Raw genomic sequence first — 17,972 nt, 5'->3', positions numbered from 1 at the left:
GCCCGGTTCAGCCGCGCGCCCGTTCCGGCCGCATCGACAGCCCATCGCGCGGGACCTCGACGACGGACCTCTCCCCCGCGACGGGTACGCCGAGGACCTCGTGCGCGCGACGCTGCGCCGTGTGCGCCTCGCGCAGTCCGTCGCGGCCCCAGCCCAGGAGGTCGACGGCGGTTGCCGGGTTGACCAGGAGGCGACGCCATTCCCGTCCGGTCGCCGGATCCGGCTGCGCCGGGCCCAGGCGGGCGAGGCGGGCCGCGTAGCGGATACGGGCGACGGGGGCGCCGCCGTAAATGAGGGCGTCGTGGTCGTGGAGGTAGCCGAGGTAGGTGTGCGCGCCTGGTACGGCGCCGGCTTCCTCGTACGCCTCGCGGGTGAGCGTCGCCCACGGGTCGGCGTCGCCGGCGTCGGTGCCGCCTCCGGGCAGCGCGAGCAGTCCTTGGTCGGCGACCAGGAGCACGCGGCCGTCGTCGGCGAACAGCCACCCCGAGGACTGGGCGACGGGCAGCGTGTCGGGCACGGGCTCGTCGGGGTGCCAGGCCCAGCGCCGGCCCATGCGTGGGGCGGGGCGAAGTCCGAGTTCGCGGCGCAGCGGTTCGTTGCCGTGGTCGGCGGCGCGGATAGAGGTCAGGCGTCGTGTGGGGTGGCCGTCGTCGTGGACGGTGTCGTGGGGTTGTTGGAGGTGGAGGGCGTAGGGGGTGCCGGTGCGGATGGCTTCGAGGGCGGCTCGGGTGTAGGCGACGAGGTTGTGGGGTGGGTTGTCGGGGTCGGCCCAGAGGAGTTCGTCGTGTTTGTGGGGTTCGGCGTTGTGGACGGTGTCGGGGGTGGTGGGGTGGCGTGCGCCGGGCCATCCCTCGGCGGTGAGGAACCAGCCGATGCGCAACGGCCCGCGGGGTGGCCGGTGTTGCAGGACGAGGTCGCAGCGGAGCATGGCCGGGTGCAGGACGACGCCGGTCTCCTCACGGGTTTCGCGGACGGCGGCGGTGACGACGTCCTCGCCGGGTTCGACCTTGCCCGAGGGCAGACACAGCAGTCCGGGGGCGTAGGGGGAGGTTCGGCTGCGGCGCAGGAACAGCAGTTCGTTTTCGCGATACAGCAGCACGTGCACGTCGACCGGGTTGCCGTTTCCGGGGTGTGCGTCGGGTTCCATGTGGGTCCTTCGTGTGTTGCCTTCGGTGTCCGGCGTGGCGGGTCGGTTCGGGCCGGCGGGTGGAGTGGTTTTCTGTGTTCGCGGGGTGGGGTGTGGATTCGGCGCGTGGGCCGACGAAGGAAGGCTTTCGGCGGCGTCCGCGCGGGTGGTGCGCGGTCGGTGTCATGCCCACCCGAGCTCGGTGTAGAGGCGGCCGGCCTTGATGGCGTGGATCGCGGTGCGGGTGTAGTCGACGGTGGGGTCGGGGAGGTCGTGGGGGTGCCACCATCCCCATCCGAGGCACTTGTCGGGTTCGAGGACTTCGGGGGTGCCCGTCCATCGCCGGGCTCGAAAGACCATCTGCATGCGTGGGCCAGTTCCCGGTGCGTCCAGCAGGTGGACGGCGTGGACGAATTCGACGTCGTCGGGGTCGATGGAGAGTCCGGCTTCCTCTCGGGCCTCGCGCACGAGGCAGGCCACGGCGGATTCCTGCTCGCAGTGCCCGGCCAGGAAGTGGTGGGTCGAGGGCGCGTAGAGGGAATCGGGGTGTCGCAGCCCGAGCAGGACCCGGCCTTGGGGGTCCTCGAGGTAGAGGTGGACGCCGATGACGTTCAGGACGCCCCTCGTGTCCCGCTTCGCTGCCGGGACTTCCTCCTCGCCACTCATCGGGACGTCCCCGGCTGTCGGCTGGCTCCCCTGGTCGTGATCACTCCGTCGGGGCCGGGACGAGCGATGCGTGGCGCTGGGAGGAGCAACTTCGATGTCATCACGCGGAGTGTAGAGACCCCTACCGACAGGCACGGTGTGGCGTTCGAGACCGGGGCATCGGGGTGTGACTGGTCGAGATAGATGACATCTGGTCGCGGCAATTGACACCGACGCCTCGTTGACGTGACCGCCGCGATGCACGAGGCCGCTGACCAGCAGGAACTGTTCCGGGCCGGGGTCAGGTCGGTCAACCAACTCGACCATGTGCCAACAACGATGACCAACCAGTGTCAACCATCGCGATCAATTCGGAGCATCGGGCCTTGTCCCGTCTCTATCGATCTGGTCCCCGTCTCAAGTGAACGGGTCCGATTCGCTCGTGGTCTCAGATGATCTGGTTCGCCAGATCGTTCGGGATGAGGCATCGCCCTTTTGAGTGATGCCGCTCGCTTCTGGATGACGAGCCTGCGTGGGGTGTTCCACGCTCGTACGCACGAGGCATTGGGCGGACGAGCGGAGGTGCTCGTGGGCAAGTCGGCAGCGGCAGCGTCTGCCTGGGATTTCGCGTCCGATGTCGAGGTGCGGTTCATCGACGCGGACGGCATCGAGCGTCTGGGTTCGCTGGGTCGACACTGGGGCGATCCCTTCGAACTGGTCTCCCCAGTGCGGAAGTTCGTCTCGTTCAAGGGGCAGAAGAATTTCACCGGCGAATACTGGGCCGCGACCTCGCGTTCCCATGTGGGCTACGAATCGTGGGTCGAACGGGACGCGGCGATGGCCCTGGACTTCGATCCGGCCGTCATCGCTCTGGCATCCCAGCCCTTCCGGCTCGCATGGACGGACCGGGACCGCGACCGGGAGCGTGGGCACACTCCGGACTATTTCGCGCGGCTCGCGGATGGCACGGGCGTTGTCGTCGATGTGCGCCCCGAAGGTCTGGTCGACGAGGCCGCCGCCGAGGTCTTCAAGTTCACCGCGCAGGTCTGCGAGGCGGTGGGCTGGCAGTTCCGACGGGTCGGGGACCTGAGCCAGCCGTATCGGGTGAACCTGCGCTGGCTGGCCCGCTACCGTCATCCCCGCTGCCACCAAGCACCGGTGGCGGATCGACTGCGCAACGTGTTTGCCGAACCGCTCCCGCTTGTCGCCGGAGCCGAGGCGGTCGGAGATCGTCTGGCGGTGCTACCGGTCCTTTTTCATCTCCTCTGGCTGCACGAACTGGCCGTGGATCTGACATCGGCCCCACTGGGCACCGACACCATGGTCCACGCGGCGCCGCGGGAGCGGCGATGACGTCTGCGCGGCCGGGGAGGTTGCGGTTGGGCGACCGGGTTCGGTTCGAAAAACGCACCTATACGGTGGTCGGTTTGACCGGGATGCGGGTCCGGCTGGCCGACACCCACGGCACCGGCATGCTGGTGGACCAGGTCCATCTGCAGGCGGCCGAGGACTTCGCCGTGATCGGGGCGGGCGAGCGGGCCGCGCTGGGCTCTGCCGCACTGTTGGGTCAGCTTCCCGAGGACGTGGCCGAGCGCGCACTGTGGTGGCAGCGGCACTTGGTCGAACTTCTCACCGGACTACCGCCGGACGCTCCCGAGGGAACCCGTCCCCGACCCGAGTACGACCCGGTCGGGCGGCGCTCGCTGGCCGAACGTGAGCGGGCCAAGGCAGCCGAACTGGTCGCGCTGGGCGAAGAGATCACGGCACGGACGGTAAAGCGCAAGCGGCAGCGTTACGAGGCGGGCGGGGTCCAGGCGGTAGTGGACCACAGGCTCGCGCCGCACGCCTCGCTGCTCGGCCGGGCCGATCCGCGTGTGGTGGAGGCGATCCGCCGGGCCATCGCTGAGAGCGTCCCGGCCTCCACCCGCACGATCGAGTACGCGCGTTGGCGCACGGAGCGCATCCTGATCGCCGAGCACGGCGGGGACGCGGTTCGGATGCCCTCGCGGGCCACGTTCTACCGGCTCTTCGACAAGCTGTCCCACGGGGTGCACGTGACGGGGTCGGCCCGCACGCGCCGTTCCCTGGCCGACCGGCCCGAGGGCCCGTTTCGCTTCGAACAAGTGGTGGCCCCGGGCGAGTTGATGCAGATCGACTCCACCCCGATGGACGTGCTGGTCCGGCTGGACGAGGGTGTTCCCGGGCGGGTGGAACTCTGCGGTCTGGTCGACGTGGCCACCCGCACCATGGCCGCCGCTGTGGTGCGGCCGACCACGAAGTCGGTGGACGCCTCGCTGCTGCTGGCCCGCGCGCTGACCCCGGAGCCGATGCGACCGGGCTGGGCGAAGGCGTTGGCGATGTCGCGCTCGGTGCTGCCGCATCGCAGGCTGTTGACCCTGGACGAACGTCTGGAACACGCTGCCGCCCGGCCGGTGATCATCCCCGAGACGATCGTCTGCGACCGAGGGAAGGCGTTCATCTCGGAGAACTTCCGTTCCGCCTGCCGGACTTTGGAGATCAACTTCCAACCCTGCCATCCGAGATCGCCGACGGAGAAGCCCCACATCGAACGCACGATCGAATCGGTGGCCACGCTCTTCTGCCAGTTCCTCCCCGGCTACCTCGGCCGCACCGCCGAACACCGCGGCCGGAACGTGGAGGACGAGCCGCTCTGGTCGATGCTGGAGATCCAGGAACTTCTGGACGAATGGCTCGTCGCCAAGTGGCAGAACAGACCACATGACGGGCTCCGCGACCCGGGCAGCCCCGGGCGCATGTTCACCCCGAACCAGAAGTACACAAGCCTCGTCGAGACCGCCGGTTACGTCCCCCTCGCCCTGAGCGGAGACGACTACGTCGAACTTCTGCCCGCGACCTGGCGGGCCGTCAACGCCTACGGCATCAAAATCAACAATCGGATCTACGACTGCCCTGACCTGGCCCCCTTCCGGCGCCAACCCTCGGGCGTCACACGCACGAGGAACCTGTGGGAGACGCACCGCGACCCCTACGACGCCAACCGGCTCTGGATGCGCAACCACTGGAACCCCGAAACGGACTGGATCCCGGTCCCCTGGACGCACTTGGGCAGCGTCCCACAGCCCTTCGGTGACCTGGCCTGGGACCACGCGGCAGCCGACCTCCGAAGAACCGGCAACCCTTCTCCCACCGAGGAACAGATCGCCACAGCGGTTGCGGAACTGCTGGTCAGAGCGGATGAGGGACCGGCTCGCGAAGGCGACGTGACATCGCGGTCCGCCAAGCGGAACAGACGCGTCGCCGCCCGGACGCGCGCCGCCGCGCAGAGCACCGGGCCCCGGCCGCCACGGCCCGAACCGGGATCCGCAGCCGCGACGACGGATTCCGCACCCGAGGCGGCCGAAGCGGCGGAAGACCGGGACACACGGCCGATTGCGAAGGTCATCCCGCTCGGCGTTTTCGACCCCTTCAAGGAGGCGGACAAGCGATGGTGACCGCGACCGGACCCGCGCGGGGGCAGGACCCCGATCCCGCACGTCGGCGGGGCTGGCGACGGGCCTTGGACCAGGAGGAACTACACCGTCACCTCACCACCCTGGAAGGATGGCACGAGTTCACCACCCAGGATCCGGCTCCGCCCGACCTGTTGCCCGAGGACACGCTCGCGGGCCTGGACCCGGACAAGCGGCTGGACTACGACGAGGACCGCCTCGACTACCACACCCGCCTGACGGTCGCCGCGACCTCGACCTTGCGCACCGTCGTCCACGCCGGCAGGCGCCTGACGCTGCTGAACCGCCACGCGATCAGCGCCCGCCGCGGCCTGATCCTTTCCGGGGCCGCCGGCACCGGCAAGACCACCGCGCTCACCCAGTTCGGCAAGACCATCGAGATCATCGACCGGCGCCAACACCCGGGAGTCGACCGCATTCCGGTGGTCTACGTCACCGTTCCACCCGCCGCGACCTCCCGCATGCTCGCCGTCGAGTTCGCCCGCTTCCTCGGCATCCCGGTGACCACTCGCGCCAACATCACCGATGTCATCGAGGCCGTCTGCGGTGTCCTCATCGACGCGCGTGTCAGCGTCGTATGCGTCGACGAACTGCACAACCTCTCGCTGGCGACACGCAACGGCGCCGAAGTCTCCGACACCTTGAAGTACTTCTCCGAACGCATCCCCGCCACCTTCGTCTATGCCGGAGTCGACCTGGAAGACAACGGACTGTTCGCCGGAACCCGCGGTCGACAGATCGCCGGACGCTTCGCGGTCATCGAAACCATTCCCTTCCCCCGCACTCAGGAATGGACCGGGCTCGTCGGCGCCCTCGAAGCGGCCCTGCGGCTGCACCAACACCGACCCGGAACCCTGGAAGCGCTGGCGGAATACCTCCACCGACGCACCGGCGGCATGATCGGAAGTCTCTCCCATCTCATTCGCGGAGCCGCCATCGACGCCATCCTCGACGGCTCCGAGACGATCACCCGCAATTCCCTGAAGAGCGTTCAACTCGACCACGCCGCCCAAACCCGCAAGACGAAATCCGCCTCGTGACCGCCGAGTCCAACAGCGACGACCGGCTCCGCCCACTGCCGGCCCGCCCCCGGCCCAGATCCGGGGAATCCACCGACTCCTATATCCGCCGCCTGGCTCATGCCAACCATCTCAAGCCGAGCTATCTGCGCGGATATCTCGCGGGACCGCCCGACTACGGCTACGGAAACCGCCCCAAAGCCGAGCGGCTCGCCGTCGTCACAGGCCGCCAACAAGCATCCCTGGAAAGGGCCTTGATTGACCTGGCCCCACGCAAGCCGACCGAGCCCGACCAACCGGCCAAGCCCAAGCGGCGGGTCACTCTCAGTGCGGATAAGCCCGCGCTCTTCGCGGCCATCCGCCGAGACGCCCATGCCGAACACCTGACGGTCACCCCCCTGGCCAAGCGAAACCGCGTTCACAACCGCACCGTCGTCCAGGCGCTGTCCTCACCGAACCCACCGCCCCGCAAACCCCGCACCCTTCAGGAGAACCCGGCACTGGACCGGGTCCGTCCCGCTCTCGACGCAATTCTCGACGAGTACGCGGCCAAACACTGCGGTCACCTCCCCTCGACCCGGCTGATCTGGGAACGACTCCTGGACGAATACGACGCCGACGTCTCCTACGCAACGATTCGCCGCTTCCTCTCCGGACATCCACTCAAGAACCCCAATGGCGTTACCAGCACTCCCGGGCGTCCCGCCGGGAATTTCCTCGCCGCTACCCAGCAAACCCTTCAGGCCGGGATGGTCAGGCACTACCGCGGAATGCTTGCCGCCGTTCGCCAACAACCCGCCATGCACGGCATCGACGGTTCATTCGCCACCACCACCGCCTTCGTCCTCGGCTGCGATGCCGGAAGCTCTTGGGGCATGCTCACCGGCTTCCACGAATGGCTGGTCACCCGCCTCGGCAAAGGACACGACCTCACCTGGCCAGTCCTCGTTCGCCACCTCACACCCGCAGGATGGGTCCATCCGCTCACACCACACGCGGATATCGAAGCCGTCGCGACGCTCTTCCAACTCCTGGCCGAATTCCTGGACCAGCGCGAGCAGCCGGATGGACTCGCCGAGATCTTCAGGACCTACCAGTCGTGGCTGAACACCCAGAGTTGGCATCACTTCGAAACGCCACCGCCGAACCAGATCGACTGAGACAACGAGTGACATCCGCGTCTGGCAGACCACATCAACTGAGACAAGCACCAGTCTGACGTCTCAATCCATCTGGTCGCCGCAGGTCACAGCAACGTCCGCAGACCAGATCATTTGCGACGGGACAGGGCCTGCTCGGCATGCTCCACCGGTGTCATCTATCGCGACCAGTCACACGGGGGATGGCCCACGCGGCGGCGCACAGGTGCCCGCCGAGCGCGGATTCGGCCGTGATCACAGCCGGTCGGGTGTGCACGCGGGCGGCGGAGAGGTTTCCGACGTCGAGGGCGAATGCGGTCGGGACGAGGCGGAGTCTTCGGGTCCGACCTGTTGTCAGGCCGTACGGCGGCGGACCGCGGCGCAAGGCCGTCGTCGGTCGACTCGACGAGGTCGTCGATCACCTGTGCGACCCCGTCCGACGCTGGTGCTGGGCGACCCCGCCAACCCCGCCGTCATCGAACGCGTCCACCGGCACGTGACACAGGAACGCAGTCTCGGGCGTGACGTCGATCTGGAAGCCGCGACGGAAGACGCGCTTCGGGAACTGTTCGGCACCGAGGAGAGCGACCGCCAAATTCGAGCAACTGGTCGCTGGGCAGGCCGACTTGGACGCCGATCGCGACGTCGCCCACCGGATCATCGCGGCGCTGCTGCGGCATACCCGCTCTCACGCGAACAGCGCGAAGCACTCTGGGGCCATCCGGCCGGCGCACACATCCCGTCGACCTGTACCGCGAGTCCGTTCGGACCCGACGATGCGGCCGGGCGCGACGGGTCCGGAACCCGCCCGGTTCCTCGCCCGCCCCCGGGTACACCGGGCAGCCCAGCCTGCGTCGACCAAGGTCACGATCTCTCTGGGGCGCGAGAAGGAACATTCGGCCGGAATCAGGGGCGAACAGGCCAAGCTGAGCTTCCTCGCCTATCCCTTTCTCGGCGCGTCCAACCTGTCCCCGGACGGAGTCGTCATTCCGTTCGCGGACGGGCACCAGCGGCATTTGCCCCATCCTTCGGAGAGGTCGCGGGCGCGTTCGCAGGCGACGATCGCCTCCTCGAACCGGCTCTCCTTCCACAGCGCGAGCCTGAGGTCGTGCCGGGCGGTGGCTGGGCCGGGGAGGTCCTACGCGGGTCGTGCTGCGGAGTCCGCGGGCGCTTGACGGACGCGGTCTGACTGTTCGTTCGAGGTGCGGGGCGCGGCGTTCGCCATGATCGGTTCCGTCATGGTCAGGGCCGTGTCGAGTTCGGCACGCAGGGCCGCCGGAAGGACTCCGGTTCCCAGGGCGCAGGTGTGGACCAGGTTTGCGAGTCGATGTGCCTGGGACGGGGTGAGGAGTTCGCTGCACAGGGGGTGCTTCAGCAGGTCGCGGGCGGTGTAGCCGTCGGGGTTTGCGATCGTGTGATGGATCAGGTCGAGGCCCAGGGTTCGGGCGCGGGGGAAGTCGTGGGCCGTCAGGGCGTCGACTGCGCTCAGTCCGAGGCGGCACCCGAAGACGGTCAGACCCGGTTTGTCCGGCGCGAGGGTGCGAAGGAGACCGGGCAGGAGAGCCGCGTTGTCCCCGTGAGGGTGGCACAGGGTTGCCAGGCACGCGGTGACGGCCTGTTCCCAGGGGTCGCCGGGCAGGGTGGTGGCGCAGAGTTCGAGTGCGCCGCGGGTGTCGCCGGTGCTGGCGTGTGCCAGGACTGCGACCTGGCGCCCGTCGAGCATGCGGCGGCCTACGCCTTTGTGTTGGAGCAGCCGGGCGTGAGCTTGTTCCCAGCGTCCGGCGCCGGCGAGGCCGCGGGCGGTGGTGGCGAGGAGGACGACCCACAACCAGCGGCGTATCTCGCGGTGTTCGTCGCGGGTGGTGGCCATCCGGGCGGCGGGGATGTGGATGCCGTCGATGGTCGTGTCGGTGCGTGTGGCGACCGCGGTGTGGAGGGTGTCGACGAGGGCGCAGGCGCCGAGTCCGTCGCCGGCGCGGATGCGCAGGCGGGCGAGATTGACGAGCGGCTCGAGTGCCTGGCGGACGGCCTGCGCGTGCAGGGGTCGGGCGTGCAGGTACAGGTTCGCGTGCCGGTGGCACCACTGTCGGGCCAGGTCGGGCATGCCGCAGTCGGAGGCGAGGAGGGCGGCGAGGTTGTGGACTGCGGAGGCCTGTTCGCGGTCGCCGGTGCGGGCCGCTTCCCGGGCTTTCGCACCCAGTTCCGCCACGCGCCGGGGCAGGGGCGCGCAGGCGGGGCGGGGTCGGGGAACGAGGGGGAAGCGGCGCGCGGTGGGTCCGGTGGGGTCCATTGTTATTGCCAGGTGACGGTGACGGGGTGGTCGGGGCGGGTCAGAACGAAGCGTCCGCGGCTCGGGTCGGTGGGGGCGGGGTGGTCCTCGAGGGCGAAGCGGACGGTGCGGGTGCGGAATCCGTCGCGGTCCCAGGTGCTGACGTGTCCGGCGAAGGTATCGGCGAGGTCGGCGGCGTGCGGGCCGTGGGCGATGACGCCGACCTCGTAGCGGGGGGCGTCGTCGACGGGGTCGGCGGCGCGGATGGTCAGGTAGGCCAGGGTGCCGTCCGGGGTGGTGGTGGCCATGGCGGCGATGGGGAACATGGGGGCGACCAGGCCGCGTTCGCGGGCCGTGGCCTGGACGTTCATCCGCATGATCGGGTTGGTCATCGCGCAGGCCAGCCACAGGTCCAGCCATTCGAAGGACTCGCCGGAGCCGAAGGTCACGCCGCTCCAGGTGGTGTGGCGGGGGTTGTCGAGGACGCCGGCGAGGGTGGTGGGGTCGGTGTGGGGGTGGTTGTCCCGGTGGGTCTGGAGGGTGACCTCGCCGGTGCCGGTGAGGTCGACGACGGTGCGGGAGTCGTCGCCGATGCCGCCGCGCAGTGGCATGAAGACGGCCATTTCGCTGCCGCGGTCGACCCAGTCGCCGTTCTCGCGTTCGAAGGCGATGGTGCGAGAGGCGGCGCCGGCCAGGCGCAGGGGGACGAGCAGGCGTCCGTCGGGGGCGAGTTGGTCCAGCCAGGCGGTGGGGACCTCGTGTGCGCCGACGGTTGCCACCACCCGGTCGTAGGGCGCCGATTTGGGGTGGCCCAGGGCGCCGTCGCCCAGGACGACGTCGACGCCGGTGATTCTGGCGGCGTCGAGGTGGGCGCGGGCGTCGGTGACGAGGTCTTCGTCCACGTCGATGGTGGTGACGTGCCCGTGGGGGCCGGCGATCGCCGCGAGGAGGGCGGCGTTGTAGCCGGTTCCGGCGCCGAGTTCGAGAATGTGGTGGCCGGGTTCGACGGCGAGTTGTTCCAGCATGGTGGCGACGATGGTGGGTTGCGAGGCCGCGCTGAGGGAGACTCCGTCGCGTTCCTTGGTGTAGACGGCTTCGTCGGCGTACGCGTCCGCGATGGGGGCGTGGGGGACGAACAGGTGGCGGGGCACGGTGCGCAGTGCGTCGTGGACGGCGGGGGTGCGGGCGGCGCCGCGGTCGCGCAGCCGGTCCGCGAGGCGGTGGCGCAGGGTGGTGATGGACGCGGGGGAAACCGGGGTGTCACCGAGGGTGTTCGTCATTTCACGGACCCTAGCGGGCTCGGGGCCTTCCTCGGGGGCGCTCGGGCGGGGTCGGTGGTCGCGGGAGTGGTGGAAGACGTCGTCGACGGCCAGGTGCGCGAGGGCGGCCTGGTGGCGGGCGGAGAGTCCGGCGCGGTTCGCGGTGAAGATGAAGTGGTGGGCCAGGACCGCGCGCAGTCCGCGTTCCAGGTGCCCGCCGTGGTGGAGTGCGGCGAGGCTGCGGCCGGCGTCGACGAACGCCTCGGCCCAGTCGGTGGGGATGTGTTCGGGAACGCGGCGGGGGTCGGTGGTGGTCAGGCGGGCGAGCGCTTCGCGGTGTCCGGGCCGTGTGGGTGCGGGTGGGATGGGGCGCAGGCCTGCGACTTTGTTCCACACGTCGCCTTGTTCGAACCGGTCCAGGCCTGCGGTGCGGAGCATGAGGCTGAAGAGCATGACGGTGGTTTCGCGGCGTCCCAGCGGTGGCGGCTCGAGGTGGGCGGTGCGGGCGAGGATGTGTCGGCTGTCGTGCTCGAACAGCGTGTGGGCGGTTTCCATAGCGGCGGGGCCGCCGAACGCGAGGGTTTCGGGTTCGTAGATGCCCGTGACGAACGCGGCGATGTGTCCGCGGGTGGCGAGGTCCCCGAGGAGGTCACCGAGGGCGGTGGCATCGGTGCCGGGCCGTACCCGCAGCCGCCAGGTGGGGGATTTGCGGATGTACCACCAGGGGCCGATACGGCCCGTGGCGCGGGCGTCCTCCAGGGTGGGTGCGAGGTGGCGCGCGGCGGTCGTCTCGGCCGTGTCGCGATCGGGGAAGGTGATCGCGTACTGCTGCCATCCGCTTTCCATCGGGGTCCCTTCACGAATGTGGGCTCAGGTGATCAGCAGGCAGGTGTCCCAGCCGGTGCGCGGGACGCCGGTGCCGGCGAGTACGGCCAAGGCGATACCGGCGGCCCCTTCCAGCAGGCCGGGCCGCGCGTCGGCGGGCGGGTGTGCGGCGTCGAGGAGTTCGGGGACCATGGCCCGCAGGGGGTCCGCGTTGGGCCCGTCGGCGTCGGCGGCGGCGCGGGCGCAGATGCGGGCCAGTCCGGCGTGCCCGTGACACAGCGACCCTTCGACCGTCAGAGCCCGCCGGCGGGTATCGCGCATCGCCCCCAGCAGGGCGGTCTCCGCCTCGTGTCGGCCTCGTTCGTCCCCGCGGGCCAGGGCGGCCATTTGCAGGGCGCGGGCGATGCCCGCGGTTCCGTAGCACCACGACGGGCGGCGGCGGTCCCCGGCGTGGCGCAGTAGCTCGGGCGCGGGGGGTGCTGCTTGTTCGGCGCGGGTGAGCAGGTAGGGCCATCGGGCCCCGAGTGCGGTGTCGAGGCGGTGGGCGTCGAGCCACGCACGGATCGTGTCGATGGCACGCGTTTGTCCGGGCACGGCTACCTCGCGCACCGCTGCGAGGGAGAGAGCCGCGAGCACGCCGCTGATTCCGTGGGCCATCCCGGCGTTGCCGTGGCCGCCGGGGAACTCCGGGTCGTGGTGTCCGGACGGCCCGGTCGGACTCCACCAGCCCGGCACCGGCCCCTCCTCGTCCGCGAGGGGTTCGGTCAGGCGCACCAGGTGGGACAGGACCGCCCGCACCGCCCGGCCGCCGGGGTCGCGGCGCAGCAGGTGTGCGCCTACGCCGGCCAGGCCCCGGAGCGTGTCGAATTCGGCCAGGTGCGGCAACGTGGCGGCGCGGAGCCTGGCTTGGGCGGCGTCGACGCGGCGCAGGGCGTGCGCGGCGACCTGTGTGTCCAGGACGGCGAGGGCGCGGCGGTAGGAGCCAGGACGGGCGGTGTCGACGGCCGCGAGGGCGTGGGCGAGGGCGGGGGCGCCGTAGAAGGCGCCGGTGCCGCCGGCGGCGCTGACCGCGGTTCCTGCGGCGGCCGTCAGCCAGTCCTGGGCGCGTTTCCACGGCCGCAGCCCGGCGGCCGCGGTCTCGGCGTGCAGGAGTGCGATGCCGGGTGCGCCGTGTGCCAGGGACAGTGCCCACCATGGGGATTGGGTCGGCCGTCGGGGGTCGGTGGGGTCGGCGAGGTCGTCGGCGACGGCCAATGCCTGGTCCGGGGTCACGGGCGGCTCCCCGTGGGTCGGGTGCGGGCGGTGTGGGCCAGGGCCGCGCATCGCGCCAGGTACAGGCATACGGCCTTGTCGCGGCGGTCGGTGCCGCAGGCGCGCAGGACGTGGGCGTGCAGGAGCGCGTCGAGCACGGCGTCCGGGTCGATTCCTCGCGTGTGGGGGCCGCCTACGTGGCCGCGGTAGGCGCGGATCGCCTGCGCGCGCTCCGACCATGGGTCTGCGGCGGTGCCGGGCGGTGCGAGCTCGGTGCGGTAGGCGTGGAAGTCTTCGGTGGGGTCGGCCAGGCGCACGGCACGATCGAAGAGCGGGCGGGGCAGGGCCTGGGGCGGGCGGCGGGGTACGTGTTCGATCACCCAACGCGCCCCTGCGGTGGGGCTGCCGGTGAACGCGGCGGCGATCGCGACCAGATGGGCCGCCACCGCCGCTCGCCGGTCCCCCTCCGGTGGCGCGGGCCGGGAGAGGTGGGCCAGGACCGCGCGGGAGTCGGCGGCGAAGACGGCCTGCGCCGCTGCCAACGCCGGGCCGTCGCCCCATCGTCCGGTCTCGGGGTGACAGGTCGCCAACTCCACGTCCCGCAGCAGGCCGGCTCGGCGCAGCCCGTCCGCCCACGCGCCGACCCGGGCCGCGGTCGCGCCGAACGCGTCGGCGCCGGGCAGGGCGATTCTCAGGCGCAGGTGGTGATCGCCCGCGCCGTCGTCGCATCGCAGGAACCACCACACCGGTGCGCCAGCGCCGTCCGCGGGCGCACCGGTCCACAGCGCGGGAAGGTGGTCGGTCAGGATGGTGTCCTGGCGTCGGGGGTCGCCGTGCAGGCGGGCGTACAGCAGCGCGGACGCGCCGGGCGTCCGCGCGTGGTCGCGGCCCACGATCCGCTCCCTGGTGGGCGGGGGCGGGCACGGCCAGCCCGGTGGCCCGGTCGCGGCCACCGGCACCACGACCTCGTGCGGCCGCCCGCCCGACCAGCCGTCGCCGTCGCGCGCCGGGCCTTCCTCCAGTACGGCGCAGACACGATCGCGCAGGTGTTCGCGCAGGAGAACTCGATCGGCCGTCTCGTCCATGTCCAACGGCAGTCGCCGGTCCCCGTCCACCAGCACCACACGGTCCGGCAGGCGTCGCCGGGCCCGCCACCCGGTCAGGTGCTCGTCCCACACCCCCCAGGCCGTCGACCATGACGGCAACTCGTCGGCCTCCAGCCGCCACCGCGCCGCCGACAGCACCACCCGCCCAACCCTCACCCGCGGCAGGAACGGCAGACTCGCCGCCGCACCCCAGTCGAAGTCGACGATTTGCGCGCACGCGGCCCGGGGCAACTCGGTGACCAGGCGCGCCAGCGGCGGGGTGTACCGGCGCAGATTCAACGCGTGTGTCGCCCACGCCTCCACCCGCCGGCCCCACCGCGGGGCCGCGACGTACAGGCGATGCCCGTCGGCTCCCACGACCAGGTCACGCGCGGTCAGCACGTTCTCGTCCCGGCGGTCGCGATGCTCGCCGAGGGAAACCACCCTCGGCGACACGCGGATGCTGCGCGCCACGTGCGCACCGGCCGGGCTCAGCGGCGGAAACGACAGCTGCGCGGTGACGGTGCCCGCGTCACCGGCCGGCAACGCCGCCCACGCCTGCGCGAGTTCGTCTCCGCCCCGGTGGCCGAGAAGATCGAGGAAACGCCCACCGACCACGCCGGCAGCCCGCGAGAGGGACACCACCACCACGCGGAAGTCCCCGCGATCCAACGCGTTCGTGTCGGCTGCCTCCACCCGCACCACCACCTCCAGGTGCGGCGGCAGCCACACCCGCGAGGTGTCGGGCCCCGCCAGGCGCGCGAGCAACGCCCGATCCGGCACCACTTCCACGCATCCCTCCAGCGCCGCCCGCTGGGCCAGCGCCGACAGCACCGCATCCCTGTGCCCCGCGCGCGGGAACCTCTCGGGTACCGGTGCGCCGGGGTAGCCGCCCGGCCAGCCGATCCCGCTGTCGGCCACCACGTCCAGGAGCGGCACCAACGCGCCCGTGCCGTATCTGCGATAGAACCGCCGGTGGTAGTCGGCCCACGCCGGCGTGCCGTGCGGCATCGGACTCAGGCGAGCCAGCAACAGCGCCGCCTCTTCCACCTCACGGGCCACCGCCCACGGCAGGACCACGTCCGCGTCCAGGCGCACGTCCACCGCCACCGGATGCCGCCCACAGTCCTGCACGGCCCGCATGCGCGCCGCCGCGACCGCCCGCAAACCGGCGCTGCGCCCGATGACGACCCGGTCGTGCCCGGCCAGCAGCGTGTGGATCTCCCGCAGGGCGTCCACCCCGGACGCCGGGCCCACACCCGCCTCCTCCAGGGCTCGCACGAGGTGTCCGAGCGCGTCCGGTTCGGTGGACGGCGCCCGCAGCGCGGTGAGCAACACCCGGCGCGCCACCAGGTCGCGCACCAACGCGGCCACGCGCTCTCGGGCGACCGTCGGGAACCGCTCCCGCAGGCGGGATTCCAGATCGTGGTGCACGATCGGCGACCGGGCCAACTCCAGGGCCGCACGCACCGGCGCGGTGTACCGCATCGACAACTCGACCGCCGGGCCGGAAGGATCCGGACCGGGCCCGTACGGCACGATCAACCTCGAGCCGCGCACGAACAGCGTGTCGTCCGCGAGGACCGGGATCAGCCGCACGACCTGCGGCGTGGCCTCCAACCGTTCCACGATCAGCGCCAGCCACCGCGCGTCCGCTCGCGCAAGGCCACGGTGATCCCGGCCCCACCGCGCCGACGCCCGCGCGCCGAATCCGAGTGCGGCGACCCCCGCGAACAACCCTGCGGGCGTCGGACGGTGCGACATGCGCCGCAGGTAGCGGGCCACCGACACCACAGCCGCACGCGTGGCGCGCACATCGGGATCGGCAGCTGCGCACAACGCCCGGACCCGCCCGTCCAGCCCGGGGCTGGCATGCGCGATCGCCTCGACCACCTCGGGGATCGCCCACACCTGCCGCAACCAGCCCAGCCACACCCCGTGCGCGTGCGGCCCGGCCCCGGCCGGGTCGGGCCACGGCGGTGGCGCCTCGACGGGGCGCACCGCACGCAGCAACGCCCCACCCGCCAGGCGGAACCGCGTCGGGTCCTGTCGTGGTTTCTCGTTCGTGGAACCCACCGGCCGCCTCCCGACGTCGCCGCGTCGAACGGACCGGCAGCCGACCGCCGCCCCGGGAAGGGCCATGGACGGCAGACCGCCGGCCGCCGTTCAGGAAGAGGTGATGCAGGTCGTCTTCTCACAACTGGAGCCGCAGTTGTCGTCCGTCATGGTGATCAGACCGTTCGGGTCCGCGATCTCCAACACACTGACGTCCAGGTCGAAGCCCTCGTCGTCGGGGTCGACCACCGGCCGCGTGACCGGCTCCCGCTCCGTGATGCCCGTGCTCATGCGTGTCCCACCCTTCTGAGGCGAACCGTGCCATGGTCGACGACGCCCGGGCCCGACGGAGGCGCCCGCGAACCGCCACCGAATCCTGCGGTCGCGCGAACTCGTGGGCTCCACACGGCGAACACGCCCCGCCCCCGGGCTCCGTACTCGGACGAGCGCACACCCATCGAGACCCCCGGACCACCGGACAGGTGACCGATCGCATCGGCATGATCACCACACGCATCGGCCGTGTCCTAGGAACGATGCATCCGCAAGCGCCCAACTCGCAACCTTGGAACCCCAATTCACAGAAACAGACACCCCCGACGTCTCGACGCGGACACCCCGGCGGTGCCACGCTGCACCCGAGCCGTCGACTCGCGCACCCCGGGAGGACACATGCCCAACGTTCGCGCCGTGCCCACCCTGCGCCGACGCCGCCTCGGCGAAGCCCTGCGCCGCTACCGCACCGCGGCGCAACTGAGCCTCGAGCGCGCCGCCTCGGAAATGCGTTGGGACGACAGCAAACTCAGCCGCATCGAGAACGCCCGGGCTCGCATACCACCCCAGGACGTCGCCCGCCTGCTGCGCCTGTACGACGTGAACGACCCTGATATCGCCCAGGCCCTCGAAGCCCTCGCCCGCGACGCGGGCAAGACGGGATGGTGGCAGCCCTACGGCGTCGTCACTCCAGGCCTGCACGACTACCTCGTCCTGGAATCCGACGCGGACAGCACCCGGATCTACACCCCGAACCTGATCCCCGGCCTGCTCCAAACCGGCGCCTACGCGCGCGAGATCATCGCCGCCACCGCCCTGACGCGCACACCGCAAGAGGTTCTGTCCCTCGCGGAGGTCCGCAAGGCCCGGCAATCCATCCTCACCCGCCCCGACCGCCCGCTCAGTCTGTGGGCCGTCATCCACGAATCCGCGTTCCACCAACGCTTCGCCGGTCAACCCGCCCTTATGCGCCATCAACTCCGGCACCTGCTCGACTCCGCCGACCTGCCCAACGTCTCCATCCAGGTCATGCCACTCACCGCCACCCCCCACCCCGGGCTCCTCGGACTGTTCGAGATCGTGCGCTTCCCGAACCCGTGGCCCACCGTCGTCAACCTCGAAAACCTGCGCGGCGGCTACTTTGTCGAAGGCACCGCCGACGTCCAGGTCTTCGAAGCCGCCTTCGACCACGTCGTGGCCGCCGCCCTCCCCGTCGACGACTCGCGCGAAATCATCAAGAACCTCATGGAAGGAACAGGAACGTGACCAGCCCCGGCCACAAGGCCGAGCCAGCCGCCCCCCAGCTCGACCAAGCCCGCTGGCACACCTCGTCCTTCAGCAACGGCGGCGAGCAATGCGTCCAGGTCGCGCACCTACCCGGCGGCCACACCGCAATCCGGGACTCCAAAGCCCCGACCCACGGCCACCTGCGCTACACCGCCCGAACGTGGACGGCCTTCTGCAACACCACCCACCAGGACCCACCCGGGTCGCAACCGTCCGCGTAGCTTCTCAGCGACCCCGACCCATTGTTG

13 protein-coding genes are annotated in these 17,972 nt (G+C 71.0%); 6 read left to right on the top strand and 7 right to left on the bottom strand.

Annotation, left to right across the window (positions count from 1 at the left end; translation table 11 throughout):
* Positions 1 to 7: 7 nt before the first annotated feature.
* The gene (locus B4N89_RS45760) at positions 8 to 1,147 is read right to left on the bottom strand and encodes an NUDIX hydrolase (protein ID WP_078982627.1); all 1,140 of its coding nucleotides are present in this window, start codon (positions 1,145 to 1,147) and stop codon (positions 8 to 10) included.
* 162 nt (positions 1,148 to 1,309) lie between these two features.
* A complete protein-coding gene (locus B4N89_RS52410) occupies positions 1,310 to 1,792 on the bottom strand; it encodes an NUDIX hydrolase (protein WP_078982626.1) in 483 nt (160 codons plus the stop codon).
* Between the two features lie 567 nt (positions 1,793 to 2,359).
* Between B4N89_RS52410 and B4N89_RS45750 the strand changes: the two genes are divergently transcribed.
* From B4N89_RS45750 to B4N89_RS45735, 4 genes are read left to right on the top strand one after another with little or no spacing between them, the layout of a single operon-like run.
* Positions 2,360 to 3,124 carry a TnsA-like heteromeric transposase endonuclease subunit gene (locus tag B4N89_RS45750; RefSeq protein WP_235619376.1) on the top strand — a complete coding sequence of 255 codons (765 nt, stop codon included), beginning with the start codon at positions 2,360 to 2,362 and terminating at the stop codon, positions 3,122 to 3,124.
* The gene (locus B4N89_RS45745) at positions 3,121 to 5,244 is read left to right on the top strand and encodes a DDE-type integrase/transposase/recombinase (protein ID WP_078982624.1); all 2,124 of its coding nucleotides are present in this window, start codon (positions 3,121 to 3,123) and stop codon (positions 5,242 to 5,244) included. The genes B4N89_RS45750 and B4N89_RS45745 overlap by 4 nt, the downstream gene beginning before the upstream one ends.
* The gene (locus tag B4N89_RS45740; protein WP_078982623.1) at positions 5,238 to 6,302 is read left to right on the top strand and encodes a TniB family NTP-binding protein; all 1,065 of its coding nucleotides are present in this window, start codon (positions 5,238 to 5,240) and stop codon (positions 6,300 to 6,302) included. Before B4N89_RS45745 ends, B4N89_RS45740 begins: the two co-directional genes overlap by 7 nt.
* The gene (locus B4N89_RS45735) at positions 6,299 to 7,441 is read left to right on the top strand and encodes a TniQ family protein (RefSeq protein ID WP_078982622.1); all 1,143 of its coding nucleotides are present in this window, start codon (positions 6,299 to 6,301) and stop codon (positions 7,439 to 7,441) included. Before B4N89_RS45740 ends, B4N89_RS45735 begins: the two co-directional genes overlap by 4 nt.
* 1,117 nt (positions 7,442 to 8,558) lie before the next feature.
* On the opposite strand, the gene B4N89_RS45725 is transcribed toward B4N89_RS45735, so the two are convergent.
* From B4N89_RS45725 to fxlA, 5 genes are all read right to left on the bottom strand, one after another.
* A complete protein-coding gene (locus tag B4N89_RS45725; protein WP_201261201.1) occupies positions 8,559 to 9,629 on the bottom strand; it encodes a hypothetical protein in 1,071 nt (356 codons plus the stop codon).
* Between the two features lie 83 nt (positions 9,630 to 9,712).
* The gene (gene fxlM, locus B4N89_RS45720) at positions 9,713 to 11,794 is read right to left on the bottom strand and encodes a methyltransferase, FxLD system (RefSeq protein ID WP_078982620.1); all 2,082 of its coding nucleotides are present in this window, start codon (positions 11,792 to 11,794) and stop codon (positions 9,713 to 9,715) included.
* Between the two features lie 24 nt (positions 11,795 to 11,818).
* Positions 11,819 to 13,045, bottom strand: coding sequence for a lanthionine synthetase C family protein (locus B4N89_RS45715; protein ID WP_161501057.1), 1,227 nt, complete (start codon positions 13,043 to 13,045; stop codon positions 11,819 to 11,821).
* A complete protein-coding gene (locus B4N89_RS45710; RefSeq protein ID WP_235619375.1) occupies positions 13,042 to 16,185 on the bottom strand; it encodes a lantibiotic dehydratase in 3,144 nt (1,047 codons plus the stop codon). The genes B4N89_RS45715 and B4N89_RS45710 overlap by 4 nt, the downstream gene beginning before the upstream one ends.
* 90 nt (positions 16,186 to 16,275) lie before the next feature.
* Entirely contained in the window at positions 16,276 to 16,455 is a 180-nt protein-coding gene (fxlA, locus tag B4N89_RS45705; RefSeq protein ID WP_078982618.1) for an FxLD family lanthipeptide, read from the bottom strand.
* Between the two features lie 381 nt (positions 16,456 to 16,836).
* On the opposite strand from fxlA, the gene B4N89_RS45700 reads away from it, so the two are divergent.
* Positions 16,837 to 17,703, top strand: coding sequence for a helix-turn-helix domain-containing protein (locus B4N89_RS45700; protein WP_078982617.1), 867 nt, complete (start codon positions 16,837 to 16,839; stop codon positions 17,701 to 17,703).
* Complete coding sequence (locus B4N89_RS45695) at positions 17,700 to 17,945, top strand: DUF397 domain-containing protein (protein ID WP_078982616.1); 246 nt, start codon at positions 17,700 to 17,702, stop codon at positions 17,943 to 17,945. The genes B4N89_RS45700 and B4N89_RS45695 overlap by 4 nt, the downstream gene beginning before the upstream one ends.
* Positions 17,946 to 17,972: the final 27 nt, after the last annotated feature.

Source organism: Embleya scabrispora, assembly GCF_002024165.1.
GTDB lineage: Bacteria > Actinomycetota > Actinomycetes > Streptomycetales > Streptomycetaceae > Embleya > Embleya scabrispora_A.
The sequence above is the reverse complement of the archived record's forward strand: the minus strand, read 5'-3'. Positions and strand labels throughout refer to the sequence as shown.